General features: G+C 30.8%; 17 protein-coding genes. 9 read left to right on the top strand and 8 right to left on the bottom strand.

The window, feature by feature from the left end; all coding sequences use genetic code 11:
* Positions 1 to 137: 137 nt before the first annotated feature.
* The 3 genes from RH99_RS00085 to RH99_RS00075 are packed head-to-tail and all read left to right on the top strand — an operon-like array spanning position 138 to position 4337.
* Entirely contained in the window at positions 138 to 587 is a 450-nt protein-coding gene (locus RH99_RS00085) for a MarR family winged helix-turn-helix transcriptional regulator (protein WP_010232841.1), read from the top strand.
* Positions 588 to 621: 34 nt separating this feature from the next.
* Positions 622 to 2352: an ABC transporter ATP-binding protein gene (locus RH99_RS00080; protein ID WP_010232839.1), complete on the top strand. Its 1731-nt coding sequence runs from the start codon at positions 622 to 624 to the stop codon at positions 2350 to 2352.
* The gene (locus RH99_RS00075) at positions 2349 to 4337 is read left to right on the top strand and encodes an ABC transporter ATP-binding protein (protein ID WP_010232837.1); all 1989 of its coding nucleotides are present in this window, start codon (positions 2349 to 2351) and stop codon (positions 4335 to 4337) included. Before RH99_RS00080 ends, RH99_RS00075 begins: the two co-directional genes overlap by 4 nt.
* 211 nt (positions 4338 to 4548) lie before the next feature.
* Here RH99_RS00075 and RH99_RS00070 read toward each other — a convergent pair whose 3' ends face one another.
* From RH99_RS00070 to RH99_RS00060, 3 genes are read right to left on the bottom strand one after another with little or no spacing between them, the layout of a single operon-like run.
* Positions 4549 to 5121 carry a manganese catalase family protein gene (locus tag RH99_RS00070; protein WP_010232834.1) on the bottom strand — a complete coding sequence of 191 codons (573 nt, stop codon included), beginning with the start codon at positions 5119 to 5121 and terminating at the stop codon, positions 4549 to 4551.
* Positions 5122 to 5145: 24 nt separating this feature from the next.
* Positions 5146 to 5418 carry a spore coat protein CotJB gene (locus RH99_RS00065; RefSeq protein ID WP_010232832.1) on the bottom strand — a complete coding sequence of 91 codons (273 nt, stop codon included), beginning with the start codon at positions 5416 to 5418 and terminating at the stop codon, positions 5146 to 5148.
* Positions 5419 to 5434: 16 nt separating this feature from the next.
* Positions 5435 to 5761 (bottom strand): spore coat associated protein CotJA, encoded by a 327-nt coding sequence (locus tag RH99_RS00060; protein ID WP_010232831.1) that lies wholly within the window; start codon positions 5759 to 5761, stop codon positions 5435 to 5437.
* A 458-nt stretch (positions 5762 to 6219) separates the two neighbouring features.
* On the opposite strand from RH99_RS00060, the gene trxB reads away from it, so the two are divergent.
* The 4 genes from trxB (at position 6220) to rd (ending at position 8326) form a co-directional block, all read left to right on the top strand.
* A complete protein-coding gene (gene trxB, locus RH99_RS00055) occupies positions 6220 to 7146 on the top strand; it encodes a thioredoxin-disulfide reductase (protein WP_010232829.1) in 927 nt (308 codons plus the stop codon).
* Between the two features lies 1 nt (position 7147).
* Positions 7148 to 7387, top strand: a complete 240-nt coding sequence (locus RH99_RS00050; RefSeq protein ID WP_010232827.1) for a glutaredoxin domain-containing protein — start codon at positions 7148 to 7150, stop codon at positions 7385 to 7387.
* A 45-nt stretch (positions 7388 to 7432) separates the two neighbouring features.
* On the top strand, positions 7433 to 7969 hold the full coding sequence (locus RH99_RS00045) for a peroxiredoxin (RefSeq protein ID WP_010232826.1): 537 nt from the start codon (positions 7433 to 7435) through the stop codon (positions 7967 to 7969).
* Positions 7970 to 8161: 192 nt separating this feature from the next.
* Positions 8162 to 8326, top strand: a complete 165-nt coding sequence (gene rd, locus RH99_RS00040) for a rubredoxin (RefSeq protein ID WP_010232825.1) — start codon at positions 8162 to 8164, stop codon at positions 8324 to 8326.
* A 40-nt stretch (positions 8327 to 8366) separates the two neighbouring features.
* Here rd and asnB read toward each other — a convergent pair whose 3' ends face one another.
* Positions 8367 to 10208 (bottom strand): asparagine synthase (glutamine-hydrolyzing), encoded by a 1842-nt coding sequence (gene asnB, locus RH99_RS00035; protein WP_010232824.1) that lies wholly within the window; start codon positions 10206 to 10208, stop codon positions 8367 to 8369.
* A 710-nt stretch (positions 10209 to 10918) separates the two neighbouring features.
* Here asnB and asnS point away from each other — a divergent pair.
* A complete protein-coding gene (gene asnS / locus RH99_RS00030) occupies positions 10919 to 12310 on the top strand; it encodes an asparagine--tRNA ligase (RefSeq protein WP_010232823.1) in 1392 nt (463 codons plus the stop codon).
* Positions 12311 to 12478: 168 nt separating this feature from the next.
* Here the strand turns inward: asnS and RH99_RS00025 are convergent, their stop codons facing one another.
* Both RH99_RS00025 and proB read right to left on the bottom strand, forming a co-directional pair.
* Positions 12479 to 13735 (bottom strand): glutamate-5-semialdehyde dehydrogenase, encoded by a 1257-nt coding sequence (locus RH99_RS00025; RefSeq protein ID WP_010232822.1) that lies wholly within the window; start codon positions 13733 to 13735, stop codon positions 12479 to 12481.
* Positions 13736 to 13752: 17 nt separating this feature from the next.
* Complete coding sequence (gene proB, locus RH99_RS00020; protein WP_010232821.1) at positions 13753 to 14562, bottom strand: glutamate 5-kinase; 810 nt, start codon at positions 14560 to 14562, stop codon at positions 13753 to 13755.
* 204 nt (positions 14563 to 14766) lie between these two features.
* Between proB and proC the strand changes: the two genes are divergently transcribed.
* A complete protein-coding gene (gene proC / locus RH99_RS00015; RefSeq protein WP_010232819.1) occupies positions 14767 to 15573 on the top strand; it encodes a pyrroline-5-carboxylate reductase in 807 nt (268 codons plus the stop codon).
* A gap of 93 nt (positions 15574 to 15666) precedes the next feature.
* Here proC and RH99_RS00010 read toward each other — a convergent pair whose 3' ends face one another.
* Positions 15667 to 16545: an HD-GYP domain-containing protein gene (locus RH99_RS00010; protein ID WP_010232817.1), complete on the bottom strand. Its 879-nt coding sequence runs from the start codon at positions 16543 to 16545 to the stop codon at positions 15667 to 15669.
* Positions 16546 to 16689: 144 nt separating this feature from the next.
* Entirely contained in the window at positions 16690 to 18777 is a 2088-nt protein-coding gene (locus RH99_RS00005; RefSeq protein ID WP_010232814.1) for a glutamine synthetase III family protein, read from the bottom strand.
* Between the last annotated feature and the right edge of the window lie 62 nt (positions 18778 to 18839).

Raw genomic sequence — 18839 nt, 5'->3', positions numbered from 1 at the left:
TTTCTTATAAGTCAAAATATCCAATTCTATTTAGGCAAAATCAATATCTATACTATTGACATTAATCAAACTTATAAATATAATTAGGTAGGCTAATAATTAATTAACTTATTTAAATGATATAGAGGAGTAAAAATATGGGAGATAATAAAGATTTAACTGTACAAAAAATTATGAAGTGTCTGGCTGAATTTAAAAGAGTGCACAAGCATAAAAGTCCAATTTGTAACCTAACTCATAGTGAGACTATGGTATTGTTTTCTATAAAGGGATATGTAGAAACACATGAGGAGGGAGTTAAAACATCAGAGTTAAGTAATATTTTGAATGTAGCATCACCTACAATTACTCAACAAATTAATAGTCTTGAAGCACGAGGTTTTGTAGAACGCAGCATAGATAAACAAGATAGACGTGCTGTTAGAATTAAGGTTACAGAAAAAGGGGAGGAGATTTTAAAAAAGGCATCTAAAGAATTTGAAGAGTCTATTAATGGATTAGTAGAATATTTAGGAGAAGAAAAAAGTGATCAGTTAGCTGATCTCTTATCAGAAACATTTAATTATTTTATCAATAAAAGAAAATAATTAATATATTTAAGAAGAATGGAGATGGCGATACATGCTGAAATTATTAAAATATTTAAAACCTTTTGCTATATCATTAATTGTTGTAATAGTATTATTTTTTGTTCAATCTTTAGCAGAGTTATATTTACCAACATTAATGTCAGATATTATAAATAATGGTGTAGTTAAAAATGATACAAATTACATAATGAACATAGGTAAGATTATGATTCTTGTGGCAGCAGGAGATGCTGTCTGTGTGATTGTGGCCAATCTTATAGGTTCAAAGATTGCTGTAGGATTAGGTAGAAATTTAAGAGATATACTATTTAAGAAAGCAGAAAAGTTTTCATTACATGAATTTGATAAAGTGGGAACAGCATCCATGATAACAAGAACTACAAATGATATTACCCAGGTTCAGCAAGTGCTTGTAATGATAATGCGTATGATGATTAGTGCACCACTTATGGGAATAGGCGGTATTATTATGGCAGTTCATAAGGATGCTAAGCTTTCAATTCTTTTTGCAATTGTAATTCCTTTTTTATTGGCTGTTATAGTAGTATTTTTACTTAAGGGATTGCCATATTTCAGAATTATGCAGCAAAAGCTTGATAAATTAAATCTTGTTACTCGTGAAGGATTGACTGGAATCAGAGTAATTCGTGCTTTTAATAGAATCAATAGTGAAAAGAAAAGGTTCAATGAAGCAAATATAGATATAAGAGATACAGGACTTACAGTTAATAGAATCATGGCAGGATTAATGCCAATTATGATGTTCACTCTTAGTGCTACACAAATAGCAGTTGTATGGTTTGGAGGTCTTAGGATTGATAGTGGACATATGCAGGTTGGAGATATGATGGCATTTATACAATATGCGATGCAGATTATGTTTTCATTCCTTATGATGGCGATTATGTTTGTTATGATTCCACGTGCAGAAGCTTCTGCTGTAAGAATAAATGAAGTACTTGAGATGGAACCAGAAATTGTGGATGAAAAAGAAACTAAAGATGCTGAAGTAAATAAAAGAGGATATGTGGAGTTTAAAGATGTAACATTTAGTTATCCAGGAGCTGAGCAGCCAGCTATAAGCAATATATCCTTTAGTGCAGAGCCGGGAGAGGTAACTGCCATTATAGGGGGAACTGGTTCTGGAAAATCTACGCTGCTTAATCTTATACCGCGTTTTTATGATGTAATTAATGGAAGCGTACTGGTAGATGGTATAGATGTACGTGAAATGTCACAGGAAAGGTTAAGAGCTAAGATTGGCTTTGTTCCACAAAAAGCAGTATTATTTACCGGTTCTATAAATGATAATATAAAATATGGTAAAAGTGATGCCAGCACTGAAGAAATTGAAAAGGCGGCAGAGGTTGCCCAGGCGTCTGATTTTATATCAAATATGAAGGAAGGCTTTGATTCTGTTATAGCACAAGGCGGTAATAATGTTTCCGGTGGTCAAAAACAGCGTCTTTCCATTGCACGTGCTTTAGTTAGAAGACCAGAAATATATGTTTTTGATGATAGCTTTTCAGCTTTAGATTTTAAAACAGATGCAAAGCTTAGGGCTGCTCTTAAAGGTGAAACTAAGGAGTCTACAGTTATTATTGTAGCTCAGAGAGTTAGTACAGTAATGGATGCAGATAGAATAATAGTTTTAGATGAAGGTAAGATTGAGGGAATTGGCAATCATAAAGAACTTTTAAATACCTGTGATGTATATCATGAAATTGTCTACTCACAGTTGTCAGAGGAGGAATTGGCATGAGTGAAAATAATAAAAGACAAAATGATGGAGCTCAAAAGGGCGGTCCTATGGGTGGATTTGGAGCACCAGTTCAGAAGGCAAAAGATGCTAAGGGAACATTGAAAAGGCTTTTGTTATATTTTAAACCCCATTCTGTTAAATTTATAATTGTGTTTATATTTGCTATATTAAGTACTATTTTTAATATAATAAGTCCTAAGATTTTGGGAAAAGCAACTACAAAGTTATTTGAAGGTATTTATGGAAAGCTTGCTTTAACTAAACTAATGACTGAGCAAACTGCACTTGAAAAATTGGCAGGAAATAAAGTTACTGCTACCCCTGATGTTCTAAAGGGACTTGCAGGAATTAAAGCAGGAATAGCTAAAGTTATAAGTGAAACCGGTGGTAAAGTAGACTTTACTTATATTGGACATGTAATATTGCTGCTAATAGGATTGTATATTATAAGTTCTTTGTTTTCATTTGTACAACAATATATTATGGCGGGTATAGGACAAAATGTCGTGTACAAAATGCGTGAAGATTTAAGTGATAAACTTAATAAATTACCAATTAAATTCTATGATTCACGTACTAATGGAGAAATATTAAGCCGTGTCACAAATGATATGGATAATATATCTACTACACTTCAACAAAGTTTAACTCAACTTGTTACATCAGTTGTTACTATTATAGGTGTTTTAATAATGATGCTTACTATCAGTCCTATATTGACACTTGTAGCAGTTGTAACATTGCCATTATGTGCAATTGCAACTAGTGGACTTGCAAAAAAGTCACAGCAGTACTTTGCAGGCCAGCAAAAGGACATTGGTGAATTAAATGGTCACGTTGAGGAAATGTATACTGGACATAAGATTGTCAAAGCTTTCGGTAGAGAAAAGGAATCTATAGAAAAGTTTGATGGAATAAATACTAGATTATATGATGTAGGCTGGAAAGCACAATTTATATCAGGTGTAGTAATGCCTATAATGAATTTTATCAACAATGTGGGTTATGTGGTAGTCTGTGTTGTGGGAGGCATTTATGTAGCTAAAAAGAAAATTGAAATTGGAGATATTCAAGCTTTTATTCAATATACAAGACAATTTACAATGCCAATAGTTCAAACTGCTAACATAGTAAATGTTGTTCAATCAACAATTGCTTCAGCTGAACGTGTATTCGAATTGTTGGATGAGATAGATGAAATCCCTGATTCACCAGAAGCTAAGGTTATAGAATTGCCTAAGGGTGAAGTTGAATTTAAAGATGTTAAATTTGGTTATAAACAGGGAGTTACACTTATTGAAGATATGAATGTAACAGCTAAACCGGGACAAACTGTTGCAATAGTTGGGCCAACAGGAGCTGGAAAGACTACTCTTGTAAATTTGCTTATGCGTTTCTATGAAATAAATGCTGGGAAAATTACTATTGATGGTGTTGATACTAGGGAGATGACTCGTGAAACCCTGCATGGATTATTTGGAATGGTACTTCAAGATACCTGGGTATTTAATGGAACCATAAGAGATAATATTGCCTATGGAAGAGAAGGATGTACGGAAGAGGAAATTGTTACAGCAGCAAAAGCTGCTCATGCAGACCATTTTATAAGAACACTTCCAGAAGGGTATGATACAATCCTCAATGAGGAAGCATCAAATATTTCTCAGGGACAGAAACAACTGTTAACTATTGCAAGGGCTATACTTGCCAATCCAAGGATACTTATTCTTGATGAGGCTACAAGCAGTGTTGATACAAGGACTGAGGTATTTATACAAAAAGCAATGGGAAACCTTATGCAGGGGAGAACAAGTTTTGTCATTGCACATAGACTATCTACAATACGTGATGCAGATTTGATACTTGTTATGAATAATGGAAGCATTATTGAGCAGGGAAATCATGATGAGTTAATTGCTAAAGATGGTTTTTATGCAGATTTGTATAATAGTCAGTTTAGTGATAATTCTGAAGAAGTTAGTTAAAAAGATAAAAACTGCCTAAATAAGGCAGTTTTTATCTTTAATATATTTTATCAGTAGTTTTTAAAGAATTATTTTTAAATATTTTAGGATATAATTATTAGATTTTTATTAGTATCTATTAAAACTGATTTCAAAAATCTTCATATTAATTTTTAAGATTTTTTAAGTATACTAATTTTTAAAACTTTTGTATAAATTATATATGTGAAAGCTAAAAATACTTTTTACTTTTACCTAAATCATATACACTTTCTAGAGCCTCACCAAAACGCTGATAATGTATAATTTCTCTAGCCCATAAGAACTTCAACACATCTTTTACATCATGGTCATCTGTTAGATCTATAAGATGTTCATAAGTTGCTTTAGCTTTTTGCTCAGCTGCCATATCTTCATGTAGATCTGTTACGGCTTTATCTGAATTAGCAAAATAGGTTACTGTGAAAGGAACGCCATTTGCATCTGTTGGGAATAAACCATTACCGTGTTGAGCATAATTTCCACCTAGACCGGCAGCCTCCATTTCTTTAGGTGTCGCATCTTTAGTAAGTTGGTAAACCATAGCACAAATCATTTCCACATGAGCTAGCTCTTCTGTACCTATATCTGTTAGAAGACCTTTAGTTTTACCTGTTGGCATAGTATAACGTTGATTTAAATATCTCAATGCTGCTCCTAATTCTCCATCAGGACCACCATACTGGGTTACTAAAAATTTAGCCATTCTTATATCTTTATTTTTTATTTTTACTTTGTGTTGTAAATTTTTTGAATAATTCCACATAATTTATTATCCTCCAATTCTATTCTATTCCCCACTCTCCCAAGGCCAAGGTTCTTCAGTCCATGCCCATGGATATTTGCTTTCGGCACCTCCAAAGTTGGTTAATGGGCCATATTTACTTTCATAGGTACTTATTACTACCTTTAGATCACTAGTTATATTATTATAATCAGTTAGTGCAGTTCTGCAATCAGGATGTGTATCTAAATATAAATTTAGATCTAAAGCAGCAAATTTAAGTTCATGAATACTATTAATTAACTCTTCACGAGATAAATCTTTTAATGATTTTGCCATTTTAATTCCTCCAATTCTATAACCTAGGATATTTAAGATTTATATTAGGGAATATACTACCTGTTTTTAAGCCTTCCTGTAGAGGTAATATACCAACATAAGGTTGGATGGGCATGTATGCTCTAGCAAGTTCTAAGCCTAAAGGATTTGAACCACAACCTGAGGAGTTGTCTATAGCGTTGTTTTTAATTTTATTAGTAACATTTTTATTATCATCATTGTTTACAGTAGTAATATTTTTATTATCATCATCATTTACATTATTATATATATCATTGTATGGAATTTGTTCTGTATATCTCATCATTTCAGGATTTATACAAGGAAAGAAATTTTCATACATTTTTTTCACCTCTTAATTTTAACTTACGATAATAATATATTCATATTAAAAAGATATGTGTAAAAAAGTAATAAGATAAATTTAATATAATAAATAATATTTGTTTAAGATATTGTTAATTATATTTATATGATTGTAAAATACTTGCATTTTGTTGTAAACTTAAAATATGGAATTTATATATAGGCGATAAATGTATTAATATTAATTATTGGCACTAAAAACATTAATAATTTTGTAAAAAAAGAATGTTATGGTATGTTGCATATTTGTTTATGTTATATTATAATAACCATATAAAGAAAATAAATACTAATAAGTAATAAATACTAAACGATAATTATTATTCAAAACTTGTGATTAATATATATTTTATATTAATATAAATTAAATAAATTGGCATATTATTATTATAGAAAAAATTCTTCTTATTATAAATATATGGTGGTGATTATTACATGAAAGAAGAAAAGCAATTAGATTTAGTTATAATCGGAGCAGGTCCAGCTGGACTTACAGCAGCAATATATGCAGTAAGAGCTAAACTTAACACTATAGTTTTAGAAAATGAGCTTGTGGGAGGTCAGATAAGAGAAACTTATACAGTAGAGAATTTTCCTGGATTTGATACTATAACCGGAGCAGATTTAGCAGATAAGATGCAAAATCATGCTTTAAAAGTTGGAACCAATATAAATGAATTTGGTAATATACAAAATATTAAATTAACCAATGATGAAAAAATAATAGAGACAGAAGATGTTATATATAAAACTAAATCAGTAATAATAGCCACAGGAGCTAAAAGCAGGAGATTACCTATACCTGAGGAAGAAAAGCTACATGGAAAAGTTATTCATTATTGTGAACTTTGTGATGGAGCGCTATATCAAGATAAAGATATTGTAGTTGTAGGTGGTGGTAATTCTGCCGTTGAAGCAGCTATATTTTTAACAAAATATGCAAAAAATATTACGATAGTACATCAATTTGATTATCTTCAAGCAGAAAAATATTCACAGGATGAATTATTTAAGCATAATAATATAAAAATAATATGGAATAGTGAAATAAGAAATATTGTTGGAGAAGACAAAATCGAAAAGATAGTAATTGAAGATATAAGTAATAAAGAAAAGAGTGATATAAAGGCAGATGGAGTATTTGTATATATTGGTTATGAGCCTAAAACAGATATGTTTAAGAATTTTATTGATATAAATAAATGGGGATATATAGAGACTGATGAAAATATGGAAACCAATATAAAAGGCATTTTTGCCGCAGGTGATGTAAGATCAAAAAATATAAGACAGCTTACTACAGCAGTTAGTGACGGTACTATTGCCGCGTTAATGGTTGAAAAATATATAGGAGGTAAATAAGATGATTAAAATATATTCAACACCAACATGTCCATGGTGCAAAAAAACAAAGGAATATTTAAAATCAAAAAAAATAGATTTTATTGATGTAAATGTGGCTGATGATATGAAAGAAAGGGAAGAAATGCGTAGTTTATCTAACCAATCTGGAGTACCAGTTATTAATATAGATGGAGAGATTATAATTGGATTTGATAAAGGTAAAATAGATAAACTAATATTAAATAAAACTACAGTATAGGTTTAATTTATATATCTATAGAATAAACAAAAGGAGGAGAGTTTTATGGAGAGACTAGTAGGAAAATCAGCACCAGAGTTTACAATGAATGCCGTTAAAGGTGACGCAAGTGGGTTTACTGAAATTAAATTAGGAGATTATAAGGGAAAATGGTTAGTGATGTTTTTTTACCCATTAGATTTCACATTTGTTTGTCCAACAGAAATAACAGGTTTTAGTAGGAGAGCTGAAGAATTTAGAGATCTAAAAGCAGAGTTACTAGCAGTAAGTTGTGATAGTCAGTATTCACATGAAGCTTGGATTAATCAAAAAGCTAATGAAGGTGGACTTGGTAAGATAGATTTTCCTATAGCCTCTGATAAGACTACTGAGGTAAGTGAAAAATATGGAGTACAAATAAAAGAAGAAGGTATTTCTTTAAGAGGATTATTTATAATTGATCCTGAAGGTACAGTTAAATATTCTGTTGTCCATGATCTTAATGTGGGAAGAAGTGTTGATGAGACACTTCGTGTATTAAAAGCACTTCAAAGTGGGGGCATGTGTGCATTAGACTGGCATGAAGGAGATGCTAACCTATAATTTATTAATACCTATACAGATTACTTACTGAATATGAGTTAAATTTAGCGAAAATAAGTTATTTTCACTAAATTTAAATATTTTTTAAATAAGTATATTTTTAACTGAAAGAAGGTAGAAATATATATTTAGTTATTGTAATATAAAATAAGGTACATTAAAAATTTTACTAAGATATTTGGAGGGATTTTTATGAAGAAGTATACTTGTACAGTGTGTGGTTATATTTACAATCCAGAAGATGGAGATCCAGATAATGGAGTAAATCCTGGAACAGCGTTTCAAGATATTCCTGAAGATTGGGTATGTCCTTTGTGTGGAGTTGGTAAAGATCAATTTGAAGAAGTTGAAGAATAGATGATTAAAAGCTGATAGCAATTTGCTACCAGCTTTTAATTTAAATTTGTATATCTACATTATATAATTTTAACCAAGTATCTACTTGAATAAGATAAGCTATGAGTTGAGGACCTGTCATAAGTTGACCATACCATGGTTTAGTATAAGAATTACCTCCGGTGGCAGCAATTTCTCTTACTACAGATACATCAATTAATTGAAGTATAGGTGAATTAGGGTCATCTAAAATATTATTGAGCCATTTTTGTACTATTTTAGTATACTTAGGATTATGAGTTTTAGGATAAGGGCTCTTTTTTCTATAAATAATATCATTAGGAAGAATTCCTTCCATGGCCTTTCTTAGTATACCTTTTTCTCTATTTCCATAAAAACGTATTTCTGAGGGAATATTAAAAGCATATTGTACTAATCTATAATCTGCAAAAGGTATTCTTACCTCTAAATTATTTGCCATACTCATACGATCATTTCTTGTCAGTAAGGTAATCATAAACCACTTCATATTTAGATAAAATAGCTCTCTCATTCTATGCTCATACTTATTTTCTCCATCAAGCGTAGGAACTTGCTTTAAAGTATTTTCATAATGACCTTTTACAAAACTATCAAGATCAATATTTTTTAGGTCTCCACTTAATATTTTAGTTCTTTCACCTACGGATTTTGACCATGGAAAGGTATTAGCATTTATATCTTCTGGTCGTCTGTACCAAGGATATCCACCAAATATTTCGTCAGCACATTCTCCAGATAAAGTAACAGTCTTCTCCCTTCTTACAGCTTTACAGAAAAGATATAAGGAAGAATCTATATCTGCCATTCCAGGTAAATCATTAGCTTTTACTGCATTTACTAGGGATTCAGCTAAATCTTCATTGCTATTCACTATGCTATGGTGATTACTACCTAAAAATTTATGCATCTTTATTGCCCATTCACTATCAGAGTTAGGTTGAAATTCATTTGCTTTGAAGTATTTTGAGTTGTCTTCATAGTCTATTGAATAAGTATCTAAGATTTTACCTTGTTTTTTAAATTCTTCAGCTGTAAAAGCAGAAATTGCACTTGAGTCCAAACCACCAGATAAAAAAGTACCTACGGGTACATCTGAAACAAGCTGTCTTTTTACTGCATCTGATAATAAACTTTTTAAATGTTCAGCTGTTTCTTCTGCATTCTCTTTATGGGGTTCACTCTTTAATTTCCAATATTCTTCAAGTTTTAATCCATAAGGGGTAAATATTGCGCAATATGCTGGTGGTAACTCATGTATGTCTTTAAAGACACCACTATTTGTAGCACGGCCTGGTCCAAGACCAAATATTTCGGTTAGACCGTCTTTGTCTAATATAGGTTTTACATCTGGATGAGCAAGTAATGTTTTTATCTCTGAACCGAATATAAGTGAATTGTTCTTTATAGTATAAAATAAGGGTTTAACGCCAAGTGGATCTCTTGCTAAGAATAGGCTTCTGTTTCGTTCATCCCAAATTCCAAAAGCATAGATTCCATTAATGTACTCTACACATTTATATCCCCAATGAATATAAGCAGTTAATAGTACTTCTGTATCAGAGTAGGAATCAAATACATAACCTTCTTTTATAAGAGTTTTTCTTACATCTTCCGTATTATATAGTTCTCCATTATATACTAATACAAATTTATTGTTGTTTATAGTTTTAATCATAGGTTGTTTTCCACCCGCTGGATCAACAACTACTAATCTCCTATGACCTAAAAGAGTATGTTTCGAAAAATAGTAGCCTAATTCATCAGGTCCCCTTTGTTTTAAAGTATCTGTCATGTTTTCAATAATATATTTATTATATAAAATATTTTCTTTGAAATTAACAAAGCCAGCAATTCCACACATTATATCAATCTCCATTATCATTAATAATACACAGTATAGTGTATGATACACATTGAATATAAGTTACGATGAATAAAATGATATTTTAAAATATAAGCTAAAATTGAAAGGATACTAATTTATTTAATTAAGGACTGAAATTGTAGTTTAGGCATATTCAAATAAATAACTAGTCAGTATGCTAGTCTATTTTGAATCCTACTACGTCAACAGAACCCTCAGATAGCTCACTATCCTCAGAACCCGTTTCCTTGTAGACTTCAAAATATCCGTCGCATCTTTGACTTACTATTTATTTTCATATGCCTTAGGAATAATTTAATCATATTGTAATAAATTGCAAAGTATGCCAATTAAAATAGAGTGAAATTAGTATTTCAATTTGTGTTATAAATACATGGTAATATAGGTAAATAGTTGACATATACTAAATCAAATATTATAATTTTCGTGTAAATAAGCTTATTAAATTAGAAATATGTTAATAATAGCTATAGATAAGTTACATTAATTATTATTATGAAAATAAGTATAATTATGATTAATATCTGGAAAGTAGTATATTAATAAGTAAAATACTTATGTATTTTAATATATAGTTATTATTTTTGTTATAATTAATATAATAATGTAAATTAGCCTTTCGCTCCTTGATATTGTTAGGGGAAGGTCTTTTATTTATAAATAAAAGTTTTATAGGAGGAAGAAAGATGGAAAATGTGCTTGTAAAAAAGCTTTTTAGGCAAACGGAAGATTATAAGGGAAAAGAAATAAAATTATCTGGATGGGTAAGGACCGTAAGAGCATCAAATGCTTTTGGTTTTATAGAGCTAAATGATGGAAGCTTTTTTAAAAATGTTCAAGTTGTATTTGAAAATGATTTGAAGAATTTCAAAGAAATATGTAAAATTGCTATAAGTTCTTCATTAAGTATAGTTGGGGTTGTAACGTTAACTCCAGAAGCAAAACAGCCTTTTGAAATACACGCAAAACATATTGTTATAGAGGGAAACTCTAGCGTTGATTATCCTCTCCAAAAGAAAAGACATACATTAGAATATTTAAGAACAATTGCACATTTAAGACCAAGAAGTAATACATTTTCAGCAGTATTTAGAGTACGTTCATTAGCTGCTTTTGCAATACACAAATTTTTTCAAGACAGAGGATTTGTGTATGCTAATACACCTATAATTACAGGGAGTGATTGTGAGGGGGCAGGGGAAATGTTTAGGTTGACTACTTTAGATTTAAAAAATATACCTAAAGACGAATATGGAGAAGTAGACTATACTAAAGATTTCTTTGGAAAAGAAACCAATCTTACTGTAAGTGGTCAACTTTCAGCTGAAACTTTTGCTCTAGCTTTTAGAAATGTATATACTTTTGGACCTACTTTTAGAGCAGAAAATTCATATACTGCTAGACATGTAGCTGAATTTTGGATGATTGAGCCTGAAATAGCATTTGCAGATCTTCATGATGATATGGTACTTGCAGAGGAAATGGTGAAGTATGTTATAAATTATGTTATGAAAAATGCGCCAGAAGAAATGGAATTTTTTAATAAGTTTGTGGATAAAACTCTTTTTGATAGGCTACAAAATGTAGTAAATTCAGACTTTGGAAGAATAACTTATACTGAAGCAATAGATATACTAAAAAAATCCAAAGAAAAGTTTGATTACGATGTTGAATGGGGAATTGATCTTCAAACTGAACATGAGAGATATTTAACTGAGAAAGTATTTAAAAAACCTCTATTTGTAACAGATTATCCAAAAGACATAAAGGCTTTTTATATGAGAATGAATGATGACAATAAAACTGTAGCAGCAGCAGACCTTCTTGTTCCAGGAGTTGGAGAAATTATAGGGGGAAGTCAAAGAGAAGAGAGATTAGAAGTTATTGAAAAGAGAATGAAAGAGTTAGGACTTAATAAAGAGGATTACTGGTGGTATTTAGAACTTAGAAAATATGGAGAAACAAAGCATGCTGGTTTTGGATTAGGATTTGAAAGAATTATAATGTATATAACTGGTATGGCTAATATAAGAGATGTAATACCTTTCCCAAGAACTACAGGTTCAGCAGAATTTTAGATTATATTTATGAAAGATGTTGATAGTTAGATAGTATTGTTTAACACTAAATACTTTTAGAGAATACAGCAATAATAAATAATTATATAATAAAAAGAACTTAAAAAATGTACATAGGGTTAATTTGGGCAAAATCTATGTACATTCTTTAAATTAGTTATTCATCGATTATTTTCTTATTTGTCCATTACCATATATTATATATTTTATAGTTGTTAATTCGTTTAAGCCCATAGGACCTCTTGCGTGAAGTTTCTGAGTACTTATACCAATCTCTGCTCCAAATCCAAATTCTCCTCCATCTGTGAACCTTGTAGAGGCATTTACATAAACTGCAGCTGAATCCACTTCTTTTAAGAAACGCTGAGAGACTTCATAGTTGTTTGTTATTATGGATTCAGAATGCTTTGTACTGTACTTATAGATATGATCTAAAGCTTCATCTAAAGAATCTACTACCTTTATCGCTAGAACTAAATCTAAGAATTCTATTTTATAGTCTTCTTCAGAAGCAGGATTTGCGTAAGAAAGTATCCTTTGAGTTTCTTTACATCCTCTTAATTCAACACCTAAAGTTTTTAGTGTATTGCCGAGTTTAGGTAGAAATTCTTCTGCTACAGATTTATTTACAAGTAATGTTTCCATAGCATTACAAACAGAAGGCCTTTGAGTTTTAGCATTTACTATTATATCCTCAGCCATTTTTAAATCAGCATCACTGTGCACATAGACATGGCAGTTACCAACTCCAGTTTGAATAACAGGTACGGTTGAGTTGTTTACAACATTGTTAATTAAACCAGCACCACCTCTTGGAATAATTACATCCACATACTTGTTAAGTTTCATGAGTACAGTTACCGCTTCTCTTTCAGTTATGTCTATAAATTCAATGGAGCCTTTTGGAAGACCTGCTTTAATTGCAGCATCATTAATTATTCTGTATATCTCTAAATTAGAATTAATAGCCTCGCTGCCACCTCTTAATATAACAGAATTGCCACTTTTAAGACATAGAGCTGCAGCATCAACTGTTACATTTGGTCTTGATTCATAAATTATACCTATTGTACCAAGTGGTACGCGGACGCTACCTATACGAAGATCATTTGGCCTTTTCCACATATGTGTAACTTCACCTATTGGATCAGGTAGAGCAGCTACATTTCTTAAACCATCGGCCATAGAAATTATTCTCTTTTCATTTAAAGATAATCTGTCTATAAGAGTTGTAGCCATTCCTAATTTTTTAGCATTTTTTACATCAATGTTATTTGCTTTTAAAATACTATCTGTATTATTTTCAAGAGCTTTAGCCATATCAATTAAGGCATTATTTTTTATGTTAGTATCTTCACTACTAAGTTTATGTGCGGCCAAACTAGCACTTTGAGCTTTTTCAGTTACATAATCGTTAATATTCATCTAATAGCCTCCATATTTTATATAGTTTGTTTTTCTGCGGAGAAAAGAGTGCCTACTTCCTTGTTAGAAATTATGTCCTTTATTATATTGTCATCAGCACCATTTGCAATTATCATTGATACTCCATTAGATACTGCAATTTTTGCAGCTTTTATTTTAGTATACATACCTCCGGTTCCTAGTTTTGAACCAGAACCACCGCAAAAACTTTCAATTTTCTTTGTAATTTCATCTACATGAGATATAAGTTTAGCATCTTTATTTGAGCGAGGATCTGAGTCATATAAACCGTTAATATCTGAAAGTAATATAAGAAGATCAGCATCAATTATACTTGAAACTAAAGCTGATAATGTATCGTTATCTCCAAATTTTATTTCATGGATAGCAATTGCATCATTCTCATTTACTATAGGTATAACCCCTTGATTTAAAAGCTCATCAAAGGTATTTTTAGCATTATTATATCTTGTCTTATTATTTATATCGTCTTTTGTAAGTAAGATTTGGGCCACTATTTGACCATATTCTGAAAAGAATTTTTCATATATATGGAGTAAAATCCCTTGGCCAATTGCAGCAGCTGCTTGCTTTTCAGGTATAGTTTCAGGTCGGGATTTTATGCCGAGTTTTGCAGCACCAACACCAATAGCACCAGAAGTTACTAATACAACATCTTTACCTTGATTATGAAGGTCTGAGAGTTGTCTAGCCAGTTTATCTATTCTATCAAAATTTAGTAATCCATTCGCGTGAGTAAGTGTAGAAGTACCAACTTTTACTACTATTTTCTTAGCGTTATCTATATGTTCTTCTCTAGTTTTCATTTCAATACCTTTATAAAAGCAAATAAAGCTTCATCCTTTCGATTAGCGTATATTAATATTAATAGTTAAATTGTATAAAATCAATAGTAAATCTCATATTATAATTTAAATTCTTAAGCAAAATTTGTAAAAAAATATGATATAATTAAGTTAATTATATCACAGCAATAGGTGATTTTTCAATTGATAGGAGGAAGCATTAGAATGACTAAAAATATAGGATTCATAGGTTGTGGAAATATGGCTAAGGCTATGATTGGAGGTATCGTAACCTCAAAGCTTTATTCACCACAAAAAATAATGGTAAGTAATCCATCAAATTCATCACTGCAAGAAGTTAAAGAAAAATTTAATATTATAACTAGTAATGATAATATAAAGGTAGCTGAATTCGCTGATATATTAATTCTTTCAGTAAAGCCAAATAAGTATGTACATGTAATTGATAAGATTAAAAATTTAGTTAAGAGTAGTACAGTTATCGTATCTATAGCTGCTGGAATAGGCATAAAAGATATAGAAAAGTATTTTGGAAAAGAAGTAAAAGTTATAAGAACAATGCCAAATACTCCTGCACTTGTAGGGGAAGGGATGGCATCCTTGTGTAGAAATAAAAATGTTAAAGATGAAGAAATGGATTTGGTAGCTAATATATTTAAATCTTTTGGTAAAGCCGAGATTGTGGAAGAAAGATTGATGGATGTAGTAACTAGTGTAAGTGGATCTTCGCCAGCTCTTGTATACATGTTTATAGAAGCCCTAGGAGATGGAGCAGTACTTGAAGGACTACCTAGAGAAAAAGCATATAAGATGGCTGCACAGGCAGTACTTGGATCAGCTAAGATGGTATTGGAAACAGGCAAACATCCTGGACAACTTAAAGATGAAGTATGTTCACCTGGTGGGACAACAATTGAGGCTGTGTATTCATTAGAAAAAAATAAGTTTAGAGGCTCTTTAATTGAAGCAATCAAGGTATGTACTGAAAAGTCTAAGAATATGTCTAAATAGTATAAGGCACATTCAAAATATACGTCGCATCTTTGACTTACTATTTATTTTCATATGCCTAATTACAAAAATATAAGGTAGATAGAATAAAAACTACCTTATATTTTTATGATTTGATAAGGTGATTTTTATGTTAATTATTTCATCTATATTTTTAATAAGAATATCAGTTAAGAAAGGATCAAAGTGAGTCCCCTTTTTTTCTCTGAAATAATCTAATATACTATCAATATTCCATGCATCTTTATAGCTTCTTTTACTGCATAAGGCGTCAAATACATCAGCTATGGCGATAATTCTTCCAGCAATATGAATCTCATCACCTTTTATACCATAAGGATATCCAGTACCATCGTATCTTTCATGATGTTCAAGAGATATGATAGCACCTAGTCTTAATAATATGTTATTAGAATTTTTAAAAATGTTATATCCAATTTCAGAGTGGGTTTTTATAATTTCAAATTCTTCTTTAGTTAATTTGAATGGTTTATTTAATATGTAATTTGGTACAGCGAGTTTTCCAATATCGTGCATAACAGAAGAAATTTTAATTATATCTGAACTTCTATTAGACATACCGTATTTTAGAGACAATAGTTTAGCATATTTAGCTACACGTTTTACATGATTATCTGTTTCTTCAGAATGAGCTTTATATAGATTACTTAGAGTAGAAATTACTTTATTTTCAGCATGTCCTATTTCTTTGCTTAAGCATATATCATTAAATATGATTCTCATATTCTTTTCTAAACTCTTTTTAATATTATATATAGGAATCAATTTGGTAAAGTTAAAATATCTAAAGGAGCTATTGATATTATATATAGACTCTAAATCACATTCTTCAATAAGTAATTGGTGTTTACAATTATTTAAATGAATATTATTATATAAGCTACTTTCACAGCTTTTTTTATATTCTATATAGGATTCATATGTAGAGCTGGTATTATTAATTAGGGACATATTAATTCTCCTCTCTGTATCAGATCCTCAAACAATTAAATTTTCCATTGTTTATTAGAATATATTCATGTAGAGATAAAAGAAGTACATAAAATAAAAAAAGGGCTCCTCATATTTATTTATGAGGAGCCCTTTTTTATTTAATTATACACCGAATAATAATTCACCATAAGATGGTAATGGCCAGAATTCTCTATCTACTAAAGTTTCAAGCTTATCAGCAACTTCTCTTAATTCACCCATTTTTTCAAATACGTCGAATTTATAGAAGTGAGCAGTATCATAAGAATCTCCAGATAAACTTTGAGCTTTCTCTAATGAAGTTTCTAATGAAGCAATATTTTTCTTTAATGAAGTAGCTAACCCTGCTACTTCAGAAAGCAATTCTGTCTGTACTTCAGCACCTATACCAGCAGCTTTTACAGCAGCTACTGATCCAGCCAAGCTAGTTTCAAATTTAATAACAGAAGGTAAAATCTGACGTTTTGCTATTAAAAGTGCTGTTTCAGCTTCTATATTTATAGTTGTTGAATAATTTTCAAGAGTAACTTCATAACGTGCATGCATTTCAGTTGTATCTAATACATTATATTTCTCCATTAAAGCTATGTTTTTATCAGCAATTAAAGCTTTTGCGGCTTCAACAGTAGTTTTTACATTTGGAAGACCTCTTTTTTCAGCTTCAGTAATCCATTCATCTGAATAACCATTTCCGTTGAATATAACCTTTTTGTGTTCTTTAACAGTTTCAGTGAGAATAGCTTTAATCTCAGCATTTTTATCAGATGCCTTTTCTAATCTATCTGCTACTTCAGAAAGAGCCTCAGCAGTAGCTGTGTTTAATACAACATTAGCATCAGAAATATTTCCTGAAGATGGTACCATTCTGAATTCAAATTTATTTCCTGTAAATGCAAATGGTGATGTTCTGTTTCTATCAGTTGCATCTTTTAAAAGTACTGGAAGTGTTAGAGCACCAAGGGCTAAATTTCCACTTGTTTTTGAAGTAGTAGCAGTACCTTTTTCAAGTTGTTCAATTATATCTTCTAATTGGTCACCTAAGAATATAGATATAATTGCTGGAGGAGCTTCATTAGCACCTAAACGATGATCATTACCAGGATTTGCAGCTGATAATCTTAATAAATCTGAATACTTATCAACAGCTTTTATAATTGAAGTTAAGAATATTAAAAATTGCGTATTTTCGTGTGGTGTTGTACCTGGCTCAAGAAGATTTTGACCATCATCAGTACTAATTGACCAGTTGTTATGTTTACCTGATCCATTTATACCTGCAAATGGTTTTTCATGAAGTAGGCAAACTAAATCATGTCTTAATGCAATTTTTTTCATAAGATCCATAGTAACTTGATTGTTATCAGTTGCAATATTTGTTGTTCCAAATATTGGAGCTAATTCATGTTGTGCAGGAGCAACTTCATTATGCTTAGTTTTAGCTGGAATTCCAAGTTTCCAAAGTTCTTCGTCAAGTTCTTTCATGTAAGAAGAAACTCTTTCCTTTATTGTTCCAAAATAATGATCATCAAGTTCTTGACCTTTTGGAGATTTTGCACCAAACAATGTTCTACCAGTATATACAAGATCTTGACGTTTGTTATATAATGCTCTATCAACTAAGAAATATTCTTGTTCAGGACCTACAGTTGTTATAACTTTTTTAGTAGTAGTATTTCCAAGTGCAGTTAAAACACGAAGAGCTTGTTTAGATATAACTTCCATTGAACGAAGAAGAGGTGTCTTTTTATCAAGTGCTTCGCCTGTATATGAAACAAAAGCAGTTGGTATATATAAAGAACCATCTTTTACAAAGGCAGGAGATGTTATATCCCATGCAGTGTAACCTCTTGCCTCAAATGTAGCTCTTATTCCACCTGATGGGAAAGATGAAGCATCTGGTTCGCCCTTAATTAATTCTTTACCAGAAAACTCTAATATAACTTTTCCATCTGCAGTTGGAGATATGAAAGCGTCATGTTTTTCTGCTGTAATACCAGTTAATGGCTCAAACCAGTGAGTGAAGTGAGTAGCACCTTTTTCAACAGCCCAATCTTTCATTGCAGAAGCTATTACATCTGCAGAAGCTAAATCAAGAGCAAGCCCTTTCTCTATTGCTTTTTTATAAGCTTTATATGTAGTTTTAGGAAGACGTTCCTTCATGACTGAGTCATTGAATACATTTGAACCAAAAATTTCTGATAAGTTGCTCATTATAAAATCCCCTCTCATTTTGAAAAATATAAAAACTATAAAAATATTATTATTTTAATTTA

Source organism: Clostridium arbusti SL206 (assembly GCF_000246895.1).
GTDB classification, from domain to species: domain Bacteria; phylum Bacillota; class Clostridia; order Clostridiales; family Clostridiaceae; genus Clostridium_I; species Clostridium_I arbusti.
Note: the sequence above shows the minus strand (reverse complement) of the source record. Positions and strands in the feature narration are given on the sequence as shown.

Excerpts from the sequence above, each read along its gene's own strand:
- asnS (WP_010232823.1), top strand. The coding sequence starts at position 10,919 with ATGGAAAATGTGCTTGTAAAAAAGCTTTTTAGGCAAACGGAAGATTAT.
- RH99_RS00070 (WP_010232834.1), bottom strand. The coding sequence starts at position 5,121 with ATGTGGAATTATTCAAAAAATTTACAACACAAAGTAAAAATAAAAAAT.
- proC (WP_010232819.1), top strand. The coding sequence starts at position 14,767 with ATGACTAAAAATATAGGATTCATAGGTTGTGGAAATATGGCTAAGGCT.
- RH99_RS00075 (WP_010232837.1), top strand. The coding sequence starts at position 2,349 with ATGAGTGAAAATAATAAAAGACAAAATGATGGAGCTCAAAAGGGCGGT.
- RH99_RS00085 (WP_010232841.1), top strand. The coding sequence starts at position 138 with ATGGGAGATAATAAAGATTTAACTGTACAAAAAATTATGAAGTGTCTG.
- rd (WP_010232825.1), top strand. The coding sequence starts at position 8,162 with ATGAAGAAGTATACTTGTACAGTGTGTGGTTATATTTACAATCCAGAA.
- asnB (WP_010232824.1), bottom strand. The coding sequence starts at position 10,208 with ATGTGTGGAATTGCTGGCTTTGTTAATTTCAAAGAAAATATTTTATAT.
- proB (WP_010232821.1), bottom strand. The coding sequence starts at position 14,562 with ATGAAAACTAGAGAAGAACATATAGATAACGCTAAGAAAATAGTAGTA.
- RH99_RS00080 (WP_010232839.1), top strand. The coding sequence starts at position 622 with ATGCTGAAATTATTAAAATATTTAAAACCTTTTGCTATATCATTAATT.
- RH99_RS00050 (WP_010232827.1), top strand. The coding sequence starts at position 7,148 with ATGATTAAAATATATTCAACACCAACATGTCCATGGTGCAAAAAAACA.
- RH99_RS00060 (WP_010232831.1), bottom strand. The coding sequence starts at position 5,761 with ATGTATGAAAATTTCTTTCCTTGTATAAATCCTGAAATGATGAGATAT.
- RH99_RS00005 (WP_010232814.1), bottom strand. The coding sequence starts at position 18,777 with ATGAGCAACTTATCAGAAATTTTTGGTTCAAATGTATTCAATGACTCA.
- RH99_RS00045 (WP_010232826.1), top strand. The coding sequence starts at position 7,433 with ATGGAGAGACTAGTAGGAAAATCAGCACCAGAGTTTACAATGAATGCC.
- RH99_RS00010 (WP_010232817.1), bottom strand. The coding sequence starts at position 16,545 with ATGTCCCTAATTAATAATACCAGCTCTACATATGAATCCTATATAGAA.
- trxB (WP_010232829.1), top strand. The coding sequence starts at position 6,220 with ATGAAAGAAGAAAAGCAATTAGATTTAGTTATAATCGGAGCAGGTCCA.
- RH99_RS00025 (WP_010232822.1), bottom strand. The coding sequence starts at position 13,735 with ATGAATATTAACGATTATGTAACTGAAAAAGCTCAAAGTGCTAGTTTG.
- RH99_RS00065 (WP_010232832.1), bottom strand. The coding sequence starts at position 5,418 with ATGGCAAAATCATTAAAAGATTTATCTCGTGAAGAGTTAATTAATAGT.